The sequence below is a fragment of the Pseudomonas sp. MPB23 genome (genome assembly GCF_046605395.1).
In the GTDB taxonomy this organism is placed as follows: Bacteria; Pseudomonadota; Gammaproteobacteria; order Pseudomonadales; family Pseudomonadaceae; genus Aquipseudomonas.
This window is the reverse complement of record NZ_CP176771.1, coordinates 6477271-6498504: the sequence shown is the minus strand read 5'-3', so window position 1 is coordinate 6498504 and position 21234 is coordinate 6477271. Positions and strand designations below refer to the sequence as shown.

At 60.1% G+C, this 21234-nt stretch carries 16 protein-coding genes; 7 read left to right on the top strand and 9 right to left on the bottom strand.

Annotated features, from left to right (window positions below):
- Positions 1-42: 42 nt before the first annotated feature.
- From ACLH0J_RS29580 to ACLH0J_RS29555, 6 genes are all read right to left on the bottom strand, one after another.
- Complete coding sequence (locus ACLH0J_RS29580; RefSeq protein ID WP_411390213.1) at positions 43-1647, bottom strand: ABC transporter substrate-binding protein; 1605 nt, start codon at positions 1645-1647, stop codon at positions 43-45.
- Between the two features lie 304 nt (positions 1648-1951).
- A complete protein-coding gene (locus ACLH0J_RS29575) occupies positions 1952-3580 on the bottom strand; it encodes an ABC transporter substrate-binding protein (RefSeq protein WP_411390212.1) in 1629 nt (542 codons plus the stop codon).
- Positions 3581-3838: 258 nt separating this feature from the next.
- Positions 3839-5440, bottom strand: a complete 1602-nt coding sequence (locus ACLH0J_RS29570; RefSeq protein ID WP_411390211.1) for an ABC transporter substrate-binding protein — start codon at positions 5438-5440, stop codon at positions 3839-3841.
- A complete protein-coding gene (locus tag ACLH0J_RS29565; RefSeq protein WP_411390210.1) occupies positions 5422-5658 on the bottom strand; it encodes a hypothetical protein in 237 nt (78 codons plus the stop codon). Before ACLH0J_RS29565 ends, ACLH0J_RS29570 begins: the two co-directional genes overlap by 19 nt.
- A gap of 119 nt (positions 5659-5777) precedes the next feature.
- Positions 5778-9074: a dermonecrotic toxin domain-containing protein gene (locus ACLH0J_RS29560; RefSeq protein ID WP_411390209.1), complete on the bottom strand. Its 3297-nt coding sequence runs from the start codon at positions 9072-9074 to the stop codon at positions 5778-5780.
- A 194-nt stretch (positions 9075-9268) separates the two neighbouring features.
- A complete protein-coding gene (locus tag ACLH0J_RS29555) occupies positions 9269-9979 on the bottom strand; it encodes an SIMPL domain-containing protein (protein WP_411390208.1) in 711 nt (236 codons plus the stop codon).
- A gap of 204 nt (positions 9980-10183) precedes the next feature.
- Here ACLH0J_RS29555 and ACLH0J_RS29550 point away from each other — a divergent pair, with 204 nt between their 5' ends.
- From ACLH0J_RS29550 to ACLH0J_RS29540, 3 genes are all read left to right on the top strand, one after another.
- Positions 10184-11446, top strand: coding sequence for an ATP-binding protein (locus tag ACLH0J_RS29550; RefSeq protein WP_411390207.1), 1263 nt, complete (start codon positions 10184-10186; stop codon positions 11444-11446).
- The gene (locus ACLH0J_RS29545; RefSeq protein ID WP_411390206.1) at positions 11439-11999 is read left to right on the top strand and encodes a response regulator transcription factor; all 561 of its coding nucleotides are present in this window, start codon (positions 11439-11441) and stop codon (positions 11997-11999) included. Before ACLH0J_RS29550 ends, ACLH0J_RS29545 begins: the two co-directional genes overlap by 8 nt.
- Positions 12000-12098: 99 nt before the next feature.
- Positions 12099-13820, top strand: coding sequence for an ABC transporter ATP-binding protein/permease (locus ACLH0J_RS29540; RefSeq protein ID WP_411390205.1), 1722 nt, complete (start codon positions 12099-12101; stop codon positions 13818-13820).
- A 92-nt stretch (positions 13821-13912) separates the two neighbouring features.
- On the opposite strand, the gene ACLH0J_RS29535 is transcribed toward ACLH0J_RS29540, so the two are convergent.
- Positions 13913-14350 carry a YhcB family protein gene (locus ACLH0J_RS29535; RefSeq protein WP_411390204.1) on the bottom strand — a complete coding sequence of 146 codons (438 nt, stop codon included), beginning with the start codon at positions 14348-14350 and terminating at the stop codon, positions 13913-13915.
- Between the two features lie 147 nt (positions 14351-14497).
- Here ACLH0J_RS29535 and ACLH0J_RS29530 point away from each other — a divergent pair, with 147 nt between their 5' ends.
- From ACLH0J_RS29530 to zapE, 3 genes are all read left to right on the top strand, one after another.
- Positions 14498-15127 (top strand): alpha/beta hydrolase, encoded by a 630-nt coding sequence (locus tag ACLH0J_RS29530; RefSeq protein WP_411390203.1) that lies wholly within the window; start codon positions 14498-14500, stop codon positions 15125-15127.
- 24 nt (positions 15128-15151) lie between these two features.
- The gene (locus tag ACLH0J_RS29525; RefSeq protein ID WP_411390202.1) at positions 15152-16507 is read left to right on the top strand and encodes a tryptophan--tRNA ligase; all 1356 of its coding nucleotides are present in this window, start codon (positions 15152-15154) and stop codon (positions 16505-16507) included.
- A gap of 79 nt (positions 16508-16586) precedes the next feature.
- On the top strand, positions 16587-17681 hold the full coding sequence (zapE, locus tag ACLH0J_RS29520) for a cell division protein ZapE (protein ID WP_411390201.1): 1095 nt from the start codon (positions 16587-16589) through the stop codon (positions 17679-17681).
- 47 nt (positions 17682-17728) lie between these two features.
- Here zapE and ACLH0J_RS29515 read toward each other — a convergent pair whose 3' ends face one another.
- Positions 17729-18649, bottom strand: a complete 921-nt coding sequence (locus tag ACLH0J_RS29515; protein ID WP_411392910.1) for a GlxA family transcriptional regulator — start codon at positions 18647-18649, stop codon at positions 17729-17731.
- A gap of 220 nt (positions 18650-18869) precedes the next feature.
- Here ACLH0J_RS29515 and ACLH0J_RS29510 point away from each other — a divergent pair, with 220 nt between their 5' ends.
- Complete coding sequence (locus ACLH0J_RS29510; RefSeq protein WP_411390200.1) at positions 18870-20006, top strand: acyl-CoA dehydrogenase family protein; 1137 nt, start codon at positions 18870-18872, stop codon at positions 20004-20006.
- Between the two features lie 113 nt (positions 20007-20119).
- On the opposite strand, the gene ACLH0J_RS29505 is transcribed toward ACLH0J_RS29510, so the two are convergent.
- A complete protein-coding gene (locus ACLH0J_RS29505; protein ID WP_411390199.1) occupies positions 20120-21160 on the bottom strand; it encodes an NADP(H)-dependent aldo-keto reductase in 1041 nt (346 codons plus the stop codon).
- Between the last annotated feature and the right edge of the window lie 74 nt (positions 21161-21234).

Sequence of the window (21234 nt, the reverse complement as noted above, 5' to 3'; positions counted from 1 at the left end):
GCAGCAAGGTGGCGAGCCACCCTGCGCAATCCGGTTATTTTCTTATGGGTTGATACTGACGCCCGAGAACACGTTGCGGCCGAAGGGGCTGACTTTGAAGCCTTCGACTTTGGCGCTTAACGGCTGGTTGACCGTCGAGTGGGCGACGGGCGTGATCGGCACTTGCTGCTTGAGCAATTGCTGCGCCTGTCGGTATAGAACCGTCCTTTGTTCACGGTCGGTGACGACCTTGGCTTGCTTGATCAGCTTGTCGTACGCGGGGTCACACCACATGGAGTAGTTGTTCCCGCCGATGGCATCGCAGCTATAGAGGGTGCCCAGCCAGTTGTCCGGGTCACCGTTGTCGCCGGTCCAGCCGATCAGGCTGATATCGTGCTCACCGTTCTTGGTTCGCTTGATGTATTCGCCCCACTCGTAGCTGACGATCTTGACTTTGAGGCCGATCTTGGCCCAATCGCTTTGCAGCATCTCGGCCATCAGCTTGGCGTTAGGGTTGTACGGCCGTTGCACCGGCATCGCCCACAGGGTGATTTCGGTGCCTTCCTTCACGCCGGCGGCCTTGAGCAGGGCCTTGGCTTTTTCCGGGTCGTAGGCGGCGTCTTTGATGCTGTCGTCGTAGGACCACTGCGTCGGCGGCATGGCGTTGACCGCCAGTTGCCCGGCGCCCTGGTACACGGCATTGAGGATGCTCTGCTTGTTCACCGCCATGTCCAGCGCCTGGCGCACTTCGAGCTGGTCGAACGGCTTGTGGCGCACGTTGTAGGCGATATAGCCGAGGTTGAAACCGGGCTTGGTCAGCAGTTGCAGGTTCGGGTCGGCCTTGAGGGCGTCGACGTCCGCCGGGCGTGGATGCAGGGTCACCTGGCATTCGCCGGCCTTGAGTTTTTGCACGCGCACCGACGCGTCGGTGTTGATGGCGAAAATCAACTGGTCCAGCTGGACCTTGCTCGGGTCCCAGTACTGTTTGTTCGCCACATAACGGATCTGCGAGTCTTTCTGGTAGCGCTGGAACACAAAGGGACCAGTGCCGATCGGCTTCTGGTTGATGTCGCTGGGCTTGCCGGCCTTGAGCAACTGCTCGGCGTACTCGGCCGAGAGGATCGAGGCGAAGCTCATGGCGATGTTTTGCACGAACGCGGCGTCGACTGCGTTCAGGGTCATCACCACGGTGTACGCATCGGTTTTGGCGACCTTGGCAATGTTCTTGTTCAGGCTCATCCCGTTGAAGTACGGAAACTCGGTGGGGTAGGCCTTACGAAACGGGTGGTCGGGGTCAAGCATGCGGTTGAAGGTGAACAGCACGTCGTCGGCGTTGAAGTCCCGCGTCGGCTTGAATTCCTTGTTGCTGTGGAATTTCACCCCTTCCCGCAGGTGGAAGGTGTAGGTCAGGCCGTCATCGGAAATATCCCACTTAGTGGCCAGCCCCGGTACCACGTTGGTCTCGCCTTTTTCAAACTCAACCAGGCGGTTGTACAGCGGCTCGGCCGCGTCGTTGTCGGTGGCGGTGGTGTATTGCGCGGTGTCAAAGCCTGCCGGGCTGCCTTCGGAGCAGAACACCAGGCTCTTCTTTTCGGCGGCCTGGCCCATCGTGGCCAGAGCCAGCAGGCTGGTACCAAAAATGGCGGATAGAACGGTGGTATGGCGCATGACGATCCCGATCCTTGTTTGTAATTGTTATCAGCAAGCAATCAGCCTGGCGTTCAGCCAGGCAGACATCACTGATCCCACACACAGCAAGTGACTTTCCCCGATAGGAGCTTCTGCTGTCCTACGACGGTATGGGCCGTGGACTTCACAGTAAAGGCGTCAAATCGGACTGACCTTGTAGGCAAAGGAGCTACGTTTCGCAGTTCATTGCTGTAGGAAGCAGCGACAGCGAGCGTGGTCTATTTCCTACGGTTCAGACGGATGCAATAACGGCGACGTGATGACACGTCGCAGTCAGTGATCCTTACTTGCCGCTTACGCTCACGCCGTAGAAGGAGTTCAAGCCAAATGGGCTGATCTTGAAGTCCTGTACGGTGTTGCGCATGGGTTGATACACCGTCGAGTGCGCGATAGGTGTCATCGGGACTGCATCTTTGAGGATATGTTGCGCCTGCTTGTACAGCTCGGTGCGTTTGGCGACATCCGAGGTGGCCTTGGCTTCTTTCACGATGCCGTCGAATTTCTTGTCGCACCACTTGGAGAAGTTGTTACCCGACAGCGAGTCGCAGCCGAACAGCACGTTCAGCCAGTTGTCCGGGTCACCATTGTCGCCGCTCCAGCCAATGATCATGGCCTGGTTCTCGCCGCCCTTGGAGCGCTTGATGTACTCGCCCCATTCGTAGCTGGTGATTTTTACGTTGAGACCGATCTTCTTCCAGTCGTTTTGCAGCATCTCAGCCATCAGCTTGGCGTTCGGGTTGTACGGACGCTGAACCGGCATGGCCCACAGCACGATCTCGGTGCCTTCCTTGACGCCCGCTTCCTTGAGCAGCGCCTTGGCCTTCTCGGGATCGAACTTGGCGTCCTTGATGGTGGTGTCATACGACCATTGGGTCGGCGGCATGGCGTTGACGGCCAGTTGGCCGGCGCCCTGGTACACGGAGTCGATGATCTGCTGCTTGTTCACCGACATGTCCAGTGCCTGACGCACGCGCAGGTCAGCCAATGGGTTTGGCTGGTCGCTGCCCTTGACCTTGTCCATGACGTTGTAGGCGATGTAGCCCAGGTTGAATCCGGCCTGGTTCGGCAGTTTCAGATCCTTGTCGGCTTCCAGCGCCTTGAGGTCGGCCGGACGCGGGAACAGGGTGATCTGGCATTCGTTTTTCTTGAGCTTCTGGATACGCACCGACGGGTCGGTGGTGATGGCGAAGATCAGGTTGTCGATCTTCACGTCGGCCGGGTTCCAGTAGTCCTTGTTGCCGGTGTAACGAATGTTCGAGTCTTTCTGGTAGCTCTTGAACACGAACGGGCCGGTGCCGATCGGCTTCTGGTTGATGTCTTGCGGCATGCCGTTTTTCAGCAGTTGGGCGGCGTATTCGGCGGACTGGATCGACGCGAAGCTCATGGCCAGGTTCTGGATGAAGGCCGCGTCCACGGTGCCAAGGGTGAACTTGACGGTGTGGTCATCGACTTTCTCGATGTGCTTGATGTTGGTGTCCATCCCCATGTCCGTGAAGTACGGGAACTCGGTGGGGTAGGCTTTGCGGAATGGGTCGTCCTTGTTGATCATGCGGTTGAACGTGAACAGCACGTCATCGGCATTGAAGGTACGGGTCGGCTTGAAGTACGGGGTGGTGTGGAACTTGACGCCATCGCGCAGGTGGAAGGTATACGTCAGGCCATCCGCGGACACGTCCCAACGAGTAGCCAGCCCAGGAACAACGGCAGTGCCGCCACGTTCGAACTGGGTCAGACGATTGAACATGGTTTCGGCCGAAGCATCGAAGTCTGTTCCGGTGGTGTACTGGCCGGGATCGAAGCCCGCGGGGCTCCCTTCGGAGCAGAACACCAGGTTAGTCGCCGCTTGGGCGAATGGGGCGGCGGCCAAAAGGCCAGCGCTCACTAATAGCGGAAGGACTGCGTGTTTAAGCATGTGGGCCTCATGATTTGTTGTCATTTTTGGTAGTGAGGGCGACCTCGTGAGTCGGCCTGCGGATACTTATGCAGGCGCCATACCCATTGCAAGATGCTGAACCGTTGCAAGGCTTAAAGAGTGGTACGAACGTACAAGAATGTCGCAATTATGAAACTTTCGACACAAATGTGCCTGTTTAGAGGGTTTTTCCGGTGCGCCGGGCGCACTTAAAAGGCCCAACCAAGGCATTTTGTGCGCTTGGTTGGGGCGTTTTTGTTACTTATCTAGACTCACACCGTAGAACGGCGTCAGCCCGAAGGGGCTGATTTTGAAGTTCTGCACTTCTTTGCGCAGGGGCTGGAAAACCGTCGAATTCGCAATAGGCGTTATAGGTACTTGTTCCTTAAGGATTTTTTGTGCCTGTTGATACCACTTGATGCGCTGTTCGCGGTCGTTGCTGACCTTGGCCTGCTGCACCAGCTTGTCGTAGGCCGGGTTACACCATTTGGCGTAGTTGCTGCCCTTGACCGCAGCACAACTGTAGAGCACGCCCAGCCAGTTATCCGGGTCGCCGTTGTCGCCGGTCCAGCCATAAATCATTGCGTCGTGCTCGCCGTTTTTAGCGCGCTTGATGTATTCGCCCCATTCATAGCTGACGATGTTGGCCTTGATGCCGACCTTTTCCCAATCCTGCTGGATCATTTGCGCTGACATGCGCGCATTCGGGTTGGAGGCACGCTGGACGGTCATGGCCCACAGGTTGATGGTCGTACCCGGTGCAACCCCTGCTTCTTTTAGTAGCGCCCGCGCCTTGGCCGGGTCATGGGGGGCGTCCTTGATGCTTGGGTCATAAGACCACTGCGCCGGTGGCAGGGCGTTCTGCGCCAATTGTCCGGCGCTTTGGTACACGGCCTTGATGATCGCCGGCTTGTCGATGGCCATGTCCAGGGCCTGGCGTACCTTGAGTTGGTCCAGCGGCGGATGGGTCACGTTGTAGGCGAGAAAGCCCAGGTTGAAACCGGCTTGTTGCAGCACGTGCAGGTTGGGGTCCTGTTTCATCACCTCGATATCCGCCGGGCGCGGATAGCCGCTGACCTGGCATTCGCCGGCCTTGAGTTTCTGCAGGCGCGCCGCGGCGTCCGGGGTGATCGCGAACACCAGGTTGTCGAGCTTCACATCCTCGGGCTTCCAATACTGTTTATTGGCGACGTAGCGAATCTGCGCGTCTTTCTGGTAGCGCTTGAACACGAACGGCCCGGTGCCGATCGGCTTCTGGTTGATGTCCGAGGCAGTGCCCTGCTTCAACAGTTGCGCGGCGTACTCGGCGGACTGTATCGAAGCGAAGCTCATGGCCAGGTTTTGCACGAATGCCGAATCGATGTTGTTCAGGTTGAAACGCACCGTGTGTTCGTCGAGCTTGTCCAGGCCCTTGATCGTGGTGTTCAAGCCCATGTCGGTGAAGTACGGCGACTCGGACGGGTAGGCCTTGCGGAACGGGCTGTCGGCATCCAGCAGGCGATTGAAGGTGAACAGCACATCATCGGCATTGAAGTCGCGGGTCGGGGTGAAGAAATCGGTGGTGTGGAACTTGACGCCATCGCGCAGGTGGAAGGTATACGTCAGGCCATCCGGGGACACCTCCCAGCTTGTCGCCAGCCCCGGTTCGACCTCGGTGCCGCCGCGCTTGAACTGGGTCAGGCGGTTGAACACGGTTTCGGCGGAGGCATCGAAATCGGTGCCGCTGGTGTACTGGCTGGGATCGAAGCCGGCGGGGCTGGCTTCGGAGCAGTAGACCAGGGTGCTGGCGGCGTGAGCCATCGGCATAAAGGCCAACAGACCGGCGACGAGGAGCAGCGGTTTTAAGGCGATTCTTTCCATGGAGACCCCTGAAGTGGCAGGCAATAGCGCGGCTCGAACAAAAAACGATGATAACCGAGGTTATCGCTGCTGCCGATGCGCGGCATGACAACCCGATTTTCCTGCGCACCGAGGACCACCATAACGCTGCCTTTGGCGGCGTTTTGTCTTGATTGAGTCAGTTCGAGACGGCAGTTGCTGATCCAGACCTGCGTGCCCGAATCTCCGAAGTGGCCCATCAAGGCTCCATAGCCCCGCCACCATTGACCTGAACGGCGGTCACCTCGGTGACTGCCGTTTCCATTTGGTTTGTGGGGGATCAGATAGGGTCAATCAGCGTCTGCGCCGGTTCAGGCGCTTACACCGCGGAGGGCGTCGACACCTCTATCTTGGTTGGGGCAGAGGGGTCGATGCTGTAGCCGCCACTGTCCAGTTCGTTGCTCTGACGAATGGTGAAGGTCCGGCTGCTGACAATATCCAGGTCCCTGACGTTGATCAGGCCGTCATCCGTGATCTGGCGCAGTTGCCATTGGGTCGTGGCCTTGACCGTATGGACGCCAGCGTCGGGGTCATATGTGATGACGAAGTTCTTCTCCCCGGCGTTCACGGCATACCCATCCTTGAGGGCCGGTGGCGACAACTCCACGAGCGCCGGGAACGAACTGCCCTGGTGAGCGACTTCGGAGATACGCGCTCGCAGTGCTGGATCGGGAATGGCTTTTTCGAGGGCGCCGACCCTGTGCTTGACGGTGTCCTCGAACGTGTCACCGCGATAGTCGAGCTTGGTGCGCACCTCTTCACCGGCTTGTTTGGTGACCACGCTGTAGCGTTCGCGATTGAGGTCAGGTGCAAAGCTGGAGGAGTAGTCATCGGTGGAAAAGGTGGTCGGTTGGGCCTTTTCCCCCTCGGAGACACTGAACGCGCCGTCATCGACTTGCCACGACGTGACGAGTTTGCGCCGCACGGTCGGGCCATCCTGATAAAGGGTGTTGTTGAAGACATAGTCGGTGCCTTCCTTGAGGTTCAGGTAGTCGTCGAACTTCTCCGCGCCCTCGGTGCGCGACCCGTCGGCGTGGAGAAAGCGTTGCGAGATCCGGCGTGAACCGTGTGGTTCGCTTTCGGGCGTCGGTGACTCGGAGCGTTGCCAGGGCCACTTCAACCCGCCATCGGCCGTGGCGCGCACCCATTCACCCTTGCCGTCGGCGTGTACCGTCATCACTGGCTTGCCGGTGTCGCGGTCGATGATCTGCACATAATTGTTGCTCAGTTTGAAATCGCCCTTGATCTCATACACCTGGCGAACCCCGGTGGCGTCGGTGTAGCGGATAAACCACTTATCCATGTTGGTGGCAGCATCTTTCACCTGGTACATGCCCTTCGCATTGCGGGTGGCATTTTCGATGAGTTGCTCACCGTTCGGCACTGCGTATTGGCTGATAGTGCTCGCCTGGCTGGGCTGCAGGCGGTTGATGACGCGCCCCGTGCGCGGGCTTTCGATGCGAGGCGCCTCGGCGGGGTTGGGGGCCACCGAGGTTTCTCCTGGCGGGGCGAACGGGTCTTCGACCGCGCCGCTGGCGCCAGCCGAAAACAAGGTGTTCATCAATCCGTCGAAGGCCTTGGAGGCACCGTCGTTACGTTCGGCGAGCGTATCGCCGGATGCCTGTTTTTCCGCTCCCAGCGCCAGTTCGGTCAGGCCGGTGACGGCGGCGGCGGCGGCAACGGGCGCGGCAATCGGTGCCAGTTTGGTCAGCAGGCCTGCCGCGACGGTGATGTCGTTCAGCCAGGTGTCGCGCGTCACCTCGCTGTTGGACTTAATCATGACGTCGGCGTCGCTGGTCATGCGCTCTTTGCTGGCGGAGGTCATGGCCGAGAAAACATCCCCCTTGATATGCGAATCCCTGCCATCGAACGTCGGATCTTTGAGTTTTCCCGAGGCAAGTTTGTCGGCAATCGTGTCCAGGCCTTCCGTTTTGGTGCCCACATTCGAAAACCACAGAATGGGCATGAACACTTTGGTCAAGCGCTCGAGGGTACCCGGCTCATGGTCCTGACGGCTGATCAGCGGGAAGTGCGCGAGCAGCGCCTCGCGCTTCTTGGGGTCTTTGGTTTGCTCGATCACCCATTGGTCGAGCTTTTCCAGGGAATCGAACCGTAGAAATGCCGGCTCCGCGCCCGGCATGTAGAGCACCTGCTGGCCACCGTCAGCCGCACTGAAACGCACCATGTCGTTGGACAGGAACCCCTTGATATTGAACGCGTGCGCCTGGACGTTGCCCTCTGGCGGGGCGCTGGCCTTGAGCTGTTCGACGCTGAGCGGTGCATTTTCATTCAGTGGAAGATTGGCCGCCGCGCCCATGACCAGACGGTAGTCTTCACGGCTGAAGCGATGCTCGGGGGCTTGCAGGGCCCTTTCGGCAGGGGACGCGGCTTGCGCGGCCTGCATTTGCTTGCGTGCCTGATAGACGAACTCACCTTTGACCGCTGTCTGGTAGTTATCACCGCGGTCCTTCCAAAAGCTGTCGATTTGTTGGGTCATGTGCGCCTGGAAATCGGTTTTCCAGCTGGCATGCATCAGCGCGGAGGGCGCCAGGGGGAATTGGTTACGGGCGCCGTACCCTCCCGTTTTACTCTGCCCTGGGCCGTCCCTATAGATGCCGGCTTCGGAGTCGAGGTTGCCCGGGACCCAATCGTTTTCGGAGAAGTTCTTCAGCAGCGCATCGGGCAGGCGCAGGGATGAGGTCGGCTCTTCGTTCCGATGTTCCCAGCCGGTGGCGGTCGAAGCACTTTGCGAGCCATTGAAGCGGTTCAGGTAAAGGGTATCGGCGTCCACCTGCTTGCCGGTCAATTTGAAGATGAGGGACTGCGCCCACAGTTTCGCTTGTGCGCGTACGTTCGGCAGGTTGTCGGCCACATCCACCGCCAGGTGTTTGTAGGCCAAGGCCTGGGGCGCCTGGGTGTAGAACCGCTCGGCGTCGAGGTTCAGTTGTTGCAGGGCCTGGGCCGAGCGACTGCTGGCCGGGCGCGCGCGATCGTCCGCTGGGATCGCGTCGAAGGCTTTTTGGCTGTCCAGGCGCCGGATTTGCGCGCGGGCTTCGGCCAGCGACGATGGCAGCGCTTCACCGTGAAAGTTGGCGACTACGCGCGCGCTGACGTAGTTGTCTTTGTCATTGAAGTGCACTTGCAAGCGGTCAAGATTGCCCGGCGCAATCACTTTGGCTGCCGCCAGCAGGGGCTTGCTGATTTGCCCCCAGCCCGAGCGGTCCGACAGGGTGAGGGTTTTTTTCTTACCCTGGACATCGGCGGTCAGGTTGCCTGTCCGTGGGTCGAGTGTCAGCGTGGCCTGGTCGATGCGCTGTTCGTGCATCCAGGCTTGAACGACCGGTTGGCTCAATTGGATGCGATACAGGTCAAGCCATTGGCCCAAGGTGCTCTGGGCGGGGACCTTGACCAGCCCGGGGTTTTTGCCCAAGGCTTTGTGTTGCACCGCTGCCACGTAAGCATTAAGCAACTCGGTTTCATGGGGCGAAGTCGTTACATCGGCTGCGGTTTTTGGCACCTGTGCGTTGGGCGATTCGGTGCGCGTGACCGGCGGGGTTGGGCGGTCGCTGGGAGGTTGAATCAGGGGAGAAGGGGCTTTACTGAGAGATACGGACATGATTTCAGTTCTCGTGGGGTAAATAGATACCGCCACAGCACTCCCTGTTAGCTGCAGCTCTATTTGTGTATCGAAAACTGGTGTGTTGATTCCAACGAATATGCTGCTGGATATGAAGCGATCGGCTCATCAGACACACAAAAAAAAGGCGCAAACCCCTTGGGCGTGCGCCTTGTCGACGTCGAGCAGGTGGGTTACTGCAGGACTTCGATCACCCCGTCGGCACTCATGCTCACCTGGCTGGTGCCGGCTTCCACTTCCGGTGTCGGCGCTGAATCCATCATGGCAGCCTTCATCATCATTGCGCCACGTGCATACGGTTGTGGGTAGCCATTGGTGTTGAAGTTCAAGTTGACGATCTTGTAACCCTTGCCGCCCAGCGCCTCGGTGGCCAGTTGGGCGCGGGCCTTGAACGCGGCGACCGCGTCCTTGAGCAGCGCATCTTCGCTGGCCTTGCGCGTGGTGTCGGCGATGGCGAAGTCCATGTTTTCCATTTTCAGGGTAGTAAGCAGCTCGCCGGTGAGTTTGGACAGCGCCGGGAAGTCCGCACTTTCCAGGCGCAGTTCGGCGCGTTCGCGCCAGCCGGTGATCTTCTGGTTCTTGGTGTCGTAGATCGGGTAGCTGTTGCGGCTGCCCTGGCGCAGGGTCACGCCCTGGGCTTCGCGGGCCTGGGCCAGGGCCTGGTTCATCGTGGTGGTGATTTCGGCGGCGAGCTTGGCCGGGTCGGCATTCTGCGACTCGGTGTAGAGCGTCACGATCATCTTGTCGCGGGCCACTTCCTGGCTGGCCTCGGCGCGCAGGGAAATCTGGTTGTAATGCAGCTCATCGGCCGCCAGTGCCGGAAGGCTGGCCAGGGTGCTGGCGCTGAGGGTGAGAAAGGTTGCAGTGCGAATGAAACGAGACATGGGAGCTCCTTGAGGTGTTCGTATCGGTATGACTGTAGACGGTGGCTTCGGGTTCTTCGGGTTTACACATTCTCTACACATTGACCGGCTGCCGACGAGCGGTGGTTTTTCCGGCCTGCGTCAAAGAGCCACACGCCCAATGCCCGAGGCGTCGCTTCGTTTATACTCCTGCCGATCCGCCTGCAGCGCTCACCGGGAGAGCTCATGCTCGCCGCCGTAAAACTGACTTCCGCCACCCGCCAGAACCTCTGGCGCCTGACGTTCATCCGCACCCTGGTACTGGCCGCCCAGGCTGGCTCCGTCGGGCTCGCCTATTGGTTCGACCTGTTGCCGCTGCCCTGGCTGCAACTGTCCGTGACCCTCGGCTTTTCCATCGTGCTGTGTGTGTTCACCGCGATCCGGTTGCGCACCACGTGGCCGGTGACCGAGCTGGAATACGCCCTGCAATTGGCCTGTGACCTGATTATCCACAGTGTGTTGCTGTATTTTTCCGGCGGCTCCACGAACCCGTTCGTCTCGTATTACCTGGTGCCGCTGACCATCGCCGCAGTGACCTTGCCCTGGCGCTATTCGGTGGTGCTGTCGGGCATCGCCCTGACCCTCTACACCTTGCTGCTCGCGCAGTTCTACCCGTTGCAAACGTTCCCGATCGCCCGGGAAAACCTGCAGATCTACGGGATGTGGCTGAGTTTTGCCTTGTCCGCCGCCGTGATCACCTTTTTTGCCGCGCGCATGGCCGAAGAACTGCGCCGCCAAGAAGAACTGCGCGCCATCCGCCGCGAAGAAGGCCTGCGTGACCAGCAACTGCTGGCCGTCGCCACCCAGGCCGCCGGTGCGGCCCACGAGTTGGGCACGCCGCTGGCGACCATGAGCGTCCTGCTCAACGAAATGACCCAGGACCATCACGACCCGGCGCTGCAAGAAGATCTCGGCGTGCTGCGCGAACAGGTCAAGCAGTGCAAGCAAACCCTGCAGCAACTGGTGCGTGCCGCCGAAGCCAATCGCCGCCTGGCGGTGGAGATGCAGGATGTGACCCAGTGGCTCGACGAAGCCCTGAACCGCTGGCACCTGATGCGCCCCGAAGTCAGTTACCGCTTCCACCTCTTGGGTCAGGGCAGCGTGCCGCGCATGGCGCCGCCGCCGGACTTGACCCAGGCCTTGCTCAACCTGCTGAACAACGCTGCCGACGCCTGCCCTGAAGGCCTGGAAGTGCGGTTGGACTGGGATGTGGAAAACCTGACCATCAGCATTCGCGACCACGGCGCAGGTGTGCCACTGGCTATTGCCGAGCAGATCGGTAAACCTTTCTTTACCACCAAGGGCAAAGGCTTCGGCCTCGGCCTGTTTTTGAGCAAGGCCAGCGTGACCCGCGCGGGCGGCTCAGTGAAGCTCTATAGTCATGAGGAAGGCGGCACGCTCACCGAGCTGCGCCTGCCCCGTGTCGCACGAGGAGATATCGATGAGTGACGAGATCCAAGTCGAAGGCGAAGAACTGCCGCACCTGCTGCTGGTAGATGACGACGCTACCTTTACCCGCGTGATGGCACGCGCCATGAGCCGTCGCGGTTTTCGCGTCAGCACCGCAGGTTCCGCCGAGGAAGGCCTGGCCATCGCCCAGGACGACCTGCCGGACTACGCCGCGCTCGACCTGAAAATGGACGGCGACTCCGGCCTGGTGCTGCTGCCCAAACTGCTGGAACTCGACCCGGAAATGCGCGTGGTGATCCTCACCGGTTACTCCAGCATCGCCACGGCCGTCGAGGCCATCAAGCGCGGCGCCTGCAACTACCTGTGCAAGCCGGCAGACGCCGACGACGTGCTGGCGGCCTTGCTCTCCGAGCACGCCGACCTCGACACCCTGGTGCCGGAAAACCCGATGTCGGTGGACCGTCTGCAGTGGGAACACATCCAGCGTGTACTCACCGAACACGAAGGCAATATCTCCGCCACTGCCCGCGCGCTCGGCATGCACCGCCGCACCTTGCAACGCAAGCTGCAGAAGCGCCCTGTACGCCGCTGAACGAAGTCTGAACAATCCGCTTCAGGCCATACGGAGTCCTGAACCGATCGACTATGATCGGTTCAAACGCCTGTCATTTTTTCCTACCGAGCCTGAACGATGAATCAGAACGCTGAGTATTCCGCGGTCAACGACGCGGTGCGTGGGCAATTTTTCCGCCGAACATGGGCGATGATCACGCCATATTGGCACAGTGAAGAGAAGGGCAAGGCCTGGGTGTTGCTGGCCGCAGTGATCGGGCTTTCGCTGTTCAGCGTGGCGATTTCGGTGTGGATCAACCACTGGTACAAAGACTTCTACAACGCCCTGGAGAAAAAGGACACGGCCGCCTTCTGGCAACTGATCGGCTATTTCGGCGGTATCGCCACGGTGGCCATTCTCGGCGCGGTGTACCGTTTGTATCTGACCCAGATGCTGACCATCCGCTGGCGGGCCTGGCTCACCGAGAAGCACTTCGCGCGCTGGCTGGCCGACAAGAACTACTACCAACTGGAGCAGGGCGGTTACACCGATAACCCGGACCAGCGGATCTCCGAAGACCTCAACAACTTCACCACCAGCACCTTGAGCCTCGGGCTTGGGCTGTTGCGCAACGTGGTCAGTCTGGTGTCGTTCTCGATCATTCTGTGGGGCGTGTCGGGCAGTATCGAAGTGTTCGGCATCACCATCCCCGGCTACATGTTCTGGTGCGCGCTGCTGTATGCCGCCGTGGGCAGTTGGCTGACGCACCTGATCGGCCGGCGCCTGATCGGCTTGAACAACCAGCAGCAACGCTTCGAGGCAGACCTGCGTTTCTCCATGGTGCGCGTGCGCGAGAATGCCGAGAGCATCGCCCTGTACAACGGCGAACCGAATGAGAACCAGCGCTTGAGCGCACGATTCGGCAAGGTCTGGCACAACTTCTGGGACATCATGAAAGTGTCCAAGCGCCTGACCTTCTTCACCGCCGGCTACAGCCAGATCGCGATCATCTTCCCGTTCATCGTCGCCGCGCCGCGCTACTTCACCGGCAAGATCCAACTGGGCGAGCTGATGCAAATCAACTCGGCGTTCGGCAATGTGCAAGAGAACTTCAGCTGGTTTATCAACGCGTATTCGGAGCTGGCCAGTTGGCGCGCCACCAGCGATCGTTTGCTGAGCTTCCACCAGGCGATGAGTGAAAACGAGCAGCGCTCGCCGGCCATCGATGTGCGCCCCGAAGGTGAGCGTCTGGCGGTGCAGAACCTGGGCATGGACCTGGCTGACGGTCGCCACCTGTTGACCGGCGCCAACATGACCGTAGAACCGGGCCAGCGCCTGATGCTCAGCGGCCGCTCCGGCAGCGGTAAAAGCACCTTGCTGCGCGCCATGGGCCACTTGTGGCCGGCGGGGCATGGCAGCATTCGTCTGCCGGCGGCGCGTTACCTGTTCCTGCCGCAGAAGCCTTACCTGCCGATCGGGACACTGAAAGACGTGTTGAGTTATCCACAGGACGACAGCGTTTATCCGGCGCAACGTTATGCACAGGTCCTGGAAACGTGCCGCTTGCCCCATCTGGTCGCGCGCCTGGACGAAGCCAATCACTGGCAACGCATGCTCTCGCCAGGTGAGCAACAGCGGCTGGCCTTTGCCCGTGCGTTGTTGTTCGCGCCGCAATGGCTGTACATGGACGAAGCCACTTCGGCCATGGATGAAGAAGATGAGGCGACGCTGTACCAGGCGTTGATTGATGAATTGCCGGGCCTGAGCATCGTCAGCGTCGGCCATCGCAGCAGCCTCAAGCGCTTCCATGGACGACATGTGCGGATCGAAGGCGGCCAGCTACTGGAGCAGGCTGTTTAACCGCTGTGGCAAGCCCGCTCGCCACCTCATGCGCATAAAAAAGCCCGGCTGATCGATGATCAGCCGGGCTTTTTTAGTGCTTTTGGAAGGATTTACTTCTTCAAGCCGTAATGCTCGTCCAGCATGCCTGGGGCGTTCGGCGTCTTTGGCGCGTAGTCCCGTGGCGGCTCCTGGTTTTCCCGTGGCGGGGTCAAGCGCTCCCGTGGGGTTTGCGGAGCATCGGAATGCAGCGCGGCCAGCAGGCGCTGGCGGGTTATGTCGTCGAGGGCCAGGCGGTTGGCGCCATCGGCGAGGTGATCCTGTACTTCCTGGTAGCTCTGGGTGAGCTTCTTGACCAGGGTCGCGGTGCTGTTGAAGTGGGTAACAACCTCGTTCTGATAATTGTCAAAACGTTCCTGAATGTCATCCAACTGACGCTGCGTGCGGTTAGGCGCGGCATTTGGCAGCAGGCGGGCAACCAGGAATCCAATGGCGACACCGGCAACCAGGGCGAGAGTCGGCAACAACCAAACTAAGAGCGAGTGTTCCACGAGTCCTTCCTCTATAAACGGCTTTGCTTTACGTTAACGGCTCGGACCTGCGCTGTATACCGCGATTAAGCTCGCAATGATGCCATGCACAGACTTTTAGCTAGACGAGTCGACCCTTTGAGAGGTCACGGAGTTCATTCCTTGCTCATGCGTGAAACCCCCGTTTTGATCGATGGCCCCGTGGGCCAATTGGAAGCCCTGTACCTGGGGCAGCCCGAGCCACGTGGCCTGGCGCTGATCTGCCATCCCAACCCGGTACAGGGTGGGACCATGCTCAATAAAGTTGTTTCGACCCTGCAACGCACCGCCCGCGATGCCGGTTTGATTACGTTGCGATTCAATTACCGTGGCGTCGGCGCCAGCGCCGGTACCCACGACATGGCCAGCGGCGAAGTGGACGATGCCGAAGCAGCCGCCACCTGGCTGCGGGAAAAACACCCGGACTTGCCGATCACCTTGTTCGGTTTTTCCTTCGGTGGCTTTGTCGCTGCCAGCCTCGGCGGCCGTCTGGAAGCCAAGGGTGAAAAGCTTGCGCACCTGTTCATGGTCGCCCCGGCGGTCATGCGCCTGCGCGATACGGACGCGCTGCCCCAGGGCTGCCCGTTGACCCTGATCCAGCCGGAAACCGACGAAGTGGTCGACCCCCAAGCCGTCTACAACTGGTCCGCCGCCCTGAAACGCCCCCATGAGCTGCTGAAAGTGGCAGAATGCGGACACTTTTTTCATGGCAAGCTGACCGATCTGAAGGATCTGGTACTGCCGCGCCTCTCGAATTGACAGCAGTCTGACAAGCGATTACCCATGACGACTCGTACCCGTATCCTCACCGGCATCACCACCACCGGCACGCCGCACCTGGGCAACTACGCCGGTGCGATCCGCCCGGCGATCCTCGCCAGTCAGGACGCCAATGCCGACTCTTTCTACTTCCTGGCCGACTACCACGCCCTGATCAAATGCGATGACCCGCAGCGCATCCAGCGCTCGCGTATGGAAATCGCCGCGACCTGGCTGGCCGGTGGCCTGGATGTGAACCGCGTGACGTTCTATCGCCAGTCGGACATCCCGGAGATCCCCGAGCTGACCTGGCTGCTGACATGCGTCGCCGCCAAGGGCCTGCTCAACCGCGCCCACGCCTACAAAGCGTCGGTGGACAAGAACGTGGAAAACGGCGAAGACCCGGATGCGGGCATCACCATGGGCCTGTACAGCTATCCGGTGCTGATGGCGGCGGACATCCTGATGTTCAACGCGCACAAGGTGCCGGTGGGGCGCGATCAGATCCAGCACGTGGAAATGGCCCGCGACATCGGCCAGCGCTTCAACCACCTGTTCGGCAACGGTAAAGAATTCTTCACCATGCCCGAGGCGCTGATCGAAGAAAGCGTCGCCACCTTGCCGGGCCTGGACGGCCGCAAGATGTCCAAGAGCTACGACAACACCATCCCGTTGTTCACTAGCGCCAAGGACATGAAAGACGCGATCTCGCGCATCGTCACCGACTCCCGCGCCCCCGGCGAAGCCAAGGACCCGGACAACTCGCACCTGTTCACCCTGTACCAGGCGTTTGCCAGCAAGGCCCAGGAAGCGGAGTTCCGCGCCGAGTTGCTGCAAGGCTTGGGCTGGGGCGAGGCGAAGAACCGTCTGTTCCAGCTATTGGACGGCCAGTTGGGTGAGGCGCGCGAGCGTTATCACCAATTGATGTCGCGCCCGGCGGACATGGAAGACCTGCTGCTGATCGGCGCCCAAAAAGCCCGCGCCGTGGCCGCACCGTTCCTCTCCGAGTTGCGTGAGGCAGTGGGCCTGCGTTCGTTCGTCAACCAGGCTACGGCGCCGGTCAGCGCCAAGAAAAAGACCGCGAAAGCTGCGCGTTTTGTGAGCTTTCGCGAAGACGACGGCAGCTTCCGCTTCCGCCTGCTGGCGGCCGATGGCGAGCAACTGCTGCTGTCGCGCAACTTTGCCGATGGCAAAGCGGCGGGCGCCGTGACCAAGCGATTGCAAAGCGGTGACGCGTTGGACGTGCGCACTGAGGCCCTGAGCTTCAGCGTATGGCTGGACGACGCCGCAGTGGCCGACAGTGCCGAGTTCGCCGACAGCGCGTCGCGTGATGCCGCCATTGAGGCTCTGCGCGTTGCGCTGACCCCCCTCGAGGATTAACCCGACCAAGGGTTGATTGCCATTATCCAGGGCCGTCGTTACAGTGACGGCCCGTTTTTGTTGCCTTGCTAACGAAATTATGACGCCCCTAGAACGATATCAAGCTGATCTGAAACGCCCTGAATTCTTCCATGATGCGGCCCAGGAAACGGCGGTGCGTCATTTGCAGCGCCTGTACGAAGACTTGGTTGCGGCCTCGCAAAGCAAGCCAGGGATGCTCGGCAAGCTGTTTGGCAAGAAAGACCGCACATCGGTCAAAGGCCTGTACTTCTGGGGCGGCGTCGGCCGCGGTAAAACCTATCTGGTCGACACCTTCTTCGAAGCGCTGCCGTTCAAGGAAAAGGTCCGCACGCACTTCCACCGCTTCATGAAGCGTGTGCACGAAGAAATGAAGACCTTGCCGGGCGAGAAAAACCCGCTGACCATCATTGCCAAGCGCTTCGCCGCAGAAGCGCGGGTGATCTGCTTCGATGAGTTCTTCGTTTCCGACATCACCGACGCCATGATCCTCGGCACTCTGATGGAAGAGCTGTTCAAGAACGGCGTGACCCTGGTCGCCACTTCGAACATCGTGCCCGACGGCTTGTACAAGGACGGCCTGCAACGCGCGCGTTTCCTGCCCGCCATTGCGCTGATCAAGCAGAACACCGAAATCGTCAACGTCGACAGCGGCGTCGATTACCGGCTGCGTCACCTGGAGCAGGCGGAGTTGTTCCACTATCCGCTCAACGACGTGGCGCAAGAAAGCCTGCGCAAGAGCTTTCGCGCGCTCACGCCGGAATGCACCCAGGCGGTGGAAAACGACAAGTTGATCATCGAAAACCGCGAAATCATCGCGCTGCGTACCTGCGATGACGTGGCCTGGTTCGACTTCCGCGAACTGTGCGACGGCCCGCGCAGCCAGAACGACTACATCGAACTGGGCAAGATCTTCCACGCGGTGATCTTGAGCGGCGTGGAGCAGATGAGCGTTTCCACCGACGACATCGCGCGCCGTTTCATCAACATGGTCGACGAATTCTACGACCGTAACGTCAAGTTGATCATTTCGGCGGAAGTCGAACTCAAGGACCTCTACACCGGCGGGCGCCTGAACTTCGAATTCCAGCGCACCCTGAGCCGCTTGCTGGAAATGCAATCCCACGAGTTCCTGTCGCGGGCGCACAAGCCTTAAGCACGACGCAGTAAAAAGTGTGGGAGGGGGCTTGCTCCCACATTTGCTTATGCGGCTTGCTGGAATTGCTGGCGGTACTGGTTCGGTGACAGCTCGGTGTGTTGCCTGAACAACCGCGCAAAGAAGCTCGCGTCGTCGTAACCCACCTCATAACTGATGGTCTTGATGCTCTTGCGGCTGCCCGAGAGCAGGCCTTTTGCCGTCTCGATGCGCAAGCGCTGCAGGTAATGCAGCGGCTTGTCGCCGGTGGCGGTCTGGAAGCGGCGCATGAAGTTGCGGATGCTCATGCCGTGCTCCCGGGCCACGTCTTCGAAGCGGAACTTGTCGGCAAAGTGTTCTTCGAGCCAGTGCTGGATCTGCAGGATGATCACATCCTGGTGCAGCTTCTGGCCGCCAAAACCGATGCGTCCGGGTGAATAATTGCGCTGCACTTCGTAGAGAATATCGCGGGCCACTGCCTGGGCGATGTTGGCGCCGCAGAAGCGTTCGATCAGATAGATGTAGAGGTCGCACGCCGAAGTGGTGCCGCCGGCGCAATACAGGTTGTCGGCGTCGGTGAGGTGCTTGTCCTGGTTGAGCTGAACCTTGGGGAAGCGCTCGCTGAAGGTATTGAAGAAGCGCCAGTAGGTGGTCGCCTCCTTGCCATCGAGCAAGCCGGCCTCGGCCAGCCAGAACACACCGGTGGCTTCGCCGCAGAGTACGGCGCCACGCGCGTGTTGTTCGCGCAGCCATGGCAGTACCTGCGGGTAGCGCGTGCACAGGGCGTCGAAGTCATCCCAGAAGGCCGGTAGCACGATGATGTCGGCGTCTTCCAGGCCGCCGTCCACCGGCATGATCACATCACTGAAGCTGCGCACCGATTGCCCGTCGGGGCTGACCAGGCGCGTTTCGAACGCCGGGGTCAGGCCCAGGCCTTGCTGTTTGCCGTAACGCAGGCTGGCGAGGTGAAAGAAATCCTTGGCTTGCATGAGGGTGGAAGCGAATACCCGATCAATGGCCAAAATGCTGACGCGCCGCAAGGGCGTGGAGATTTGGTTAGACATAATTTCATTTATTCTTATAGGGGAAAGTGGTCACCAGACGGCTGGATCGTCTTATTTTTTGTCGCATGTGTCCAGTGTCCCGTGACGCCTTCGCGGCATAGGCTCTGTGGTTTGTCTTTGTCCGACAATCCACGCAGGTGACGCCATGATTCCCAGAACCTTGTTCAGCCCGGAGCACGAGCTCTTCCGCGAGAGCGTGCGCACTTTCCTTGAAAAAGACGCCGTCCCGTTCCATGGGCAATGGGAGAAGCAGGGCTATATCGACCGTGGGTTGTGGAACAAGGCGGGCGAGGCGGGGATGCTGTGCTCCCATCTGCCGGAGGAATACGGCGGCCTGGGCGCGGACTTTCTCTACAGTGCGGTGGTGATCGAGGAAATCAGCCGCCTGGGATTGACCGGCATCGGCTTCTCACTGCATTCGGACATTGTCGCGCCGTACATCCTGCATTACGGCAGTGAAGCGCTGAAACACAAGTACTTGCCCCAGTTGATCTCCGGCGAACGTGTCACGGCCATCGCGATGACCGAGCCGGGTGCCGGGTCCGACCTGCAAGGGGTCAAGACCACAGCGGTGCTGGACGGCGATGAGTATGTGATCAACGGCTCCAAGACCTTCATCACCAATGGCTTTCTCGCCGACCTGGTGATCGTGGTGGCCAAGACCGACCCCAAGGCCGGCGCGAAGGGCACCAGCCTGTTTCTGGTGGAGGCCGACACACCGGGCTTCGACAAGGGCAAGCGCCTGGAGAAGGTCGGCATGAAGGCCCAGGACACCTCGGAGCTGTTCTTCCAGGACGTGCGGGTACCCAAGGAAAACCTATTAGGCCAGGCGGGCATGGGCTTTGCCTACTTGATGCAGGAGCTGCCCCAGGAACGCTTGACCGTGGCGATTGGCGCGCTGGCGTCAGCCGAAGCCGCACTGCAATGGACCCTCGACTACACCCGCGAACGCAAAGCCTTTGGCAAGGCGATCGCCGACTTCCAGAACACCCGCTTCAAGCTGGCGGAGATGGCCACCGAGATTCAGATCGGGCGTGTGTTCGTCGATAAATGCATGGCGCTGCACCTGGAGGGCAAGCTCGATGTGCCCACGGCGGCGATGGCCAAATACTGGGCCACGGACCTGCAATGCAAGGTGCTCGATGAGTGCGTGCAGTTGCACGGCGGCTACGGTTTCATGTGGGAATACCCGATCGCCCGCGCCTGGGCGGATGCGCGGGTGCAGCGGATTTATGCGGGGACCAATGAGATCATGAAGGAGATTATTGCGCGGGCGCTTTGAGGGTGTGGTGTCGCTGAGGGCCCCATCGGCAGCAAGCTCCCTCCCACATTTTGATTTGTGAATACATTCAAATGTGGGGGGGGGCTTGCTCCCGATGGCGGGCTAAAGGTTAATCACGGCGCTGGATTCGGATGATCCTTCTGAATAGCCTCAATCCCTTCCAACACCTCTTTGGACAGTTTCAGCGTGGCGCTGGCAATGTTGCTGTCCAGTTGCTCCAGCGTCGTTGCCCCAATGATATTGCTGGTCACGAACGGTTGTTGCGTCACGAACGCCAGGGCCATTTGTGCCGGATCCAGGCCATGCTCCCGCGCCAGGGCCACGTAACGGCTGCATGCCGCTTCCGACTGCGGGTTGAAGTAACGACTGAAACGGCTGTACAGGCTCAGGCGACCTTTGGCAGGACGCGCGCCGTTTTCGTATTTGCCGCTGAGCATGCCAAACGCCAGGGGCGAGTAGGCCAGCAGGCCGCATTGCTCGCGGATGGCGACTTCTGCCAGTCCCACTTCGAAGCTGCGGTTGAGCAGGTTGTAGGGGTTCTGGATCGACACCGCACGCGGCCAGCCACGGGCTTCGGCCAGGGCCAGGAACTTCATGGCGCCCCATGGGGTTTCGTTGGACAGGCCGATATGGCGGATCTTGCCGGCCTTGACCTGTTCGTCCAGGACTTCGAGGGTTTCCTCGAACGGGGTGAGGTTGTCTTCGTCCTTGTGCTTGTAGCTCAGTTGGCCGAAGAAGTTGGTGCTGCGCTCTGGCCAGTGCAGTTGATAGAGGTCGATCCAGTCGGTCTGCAGGCGCTTGAGGCTGGCATCCAGCGCTTCGACGATGTGCTTGCGGTTGTGGCGCAGGTGACCGTCGCGGATATAGTCAATGGTGTTGCCGGGGCCGGCGATCTTGCTGGCGAGCACCCAGTCGGCCCGATCGCCGCGGCTCTTGAAGTAATGACCGATGTAACGCTCGGTGGTGGCGTAGGTATCGGCCTTGGGCGGTACCGGGTACATTTCCGCCGTGTCGAGGAAGTTGATCCCCGCGGCCTTGGCCCGTTCGATCTGGGCGAAGGCCTCTGCCTCGCTGTTCTGCTCACCCCAGGTCATGGTGCCCAAGGCTATCGCGCTCACGTTCAGATCGGTGCGGCCCAGCTGTCGATAATCCATCGGGTACTCCTTCGGGGAAAACAATCATAAAAGCAGGTTGAATTTTTTTTCGCAATCTGCATAATTGCCCACCT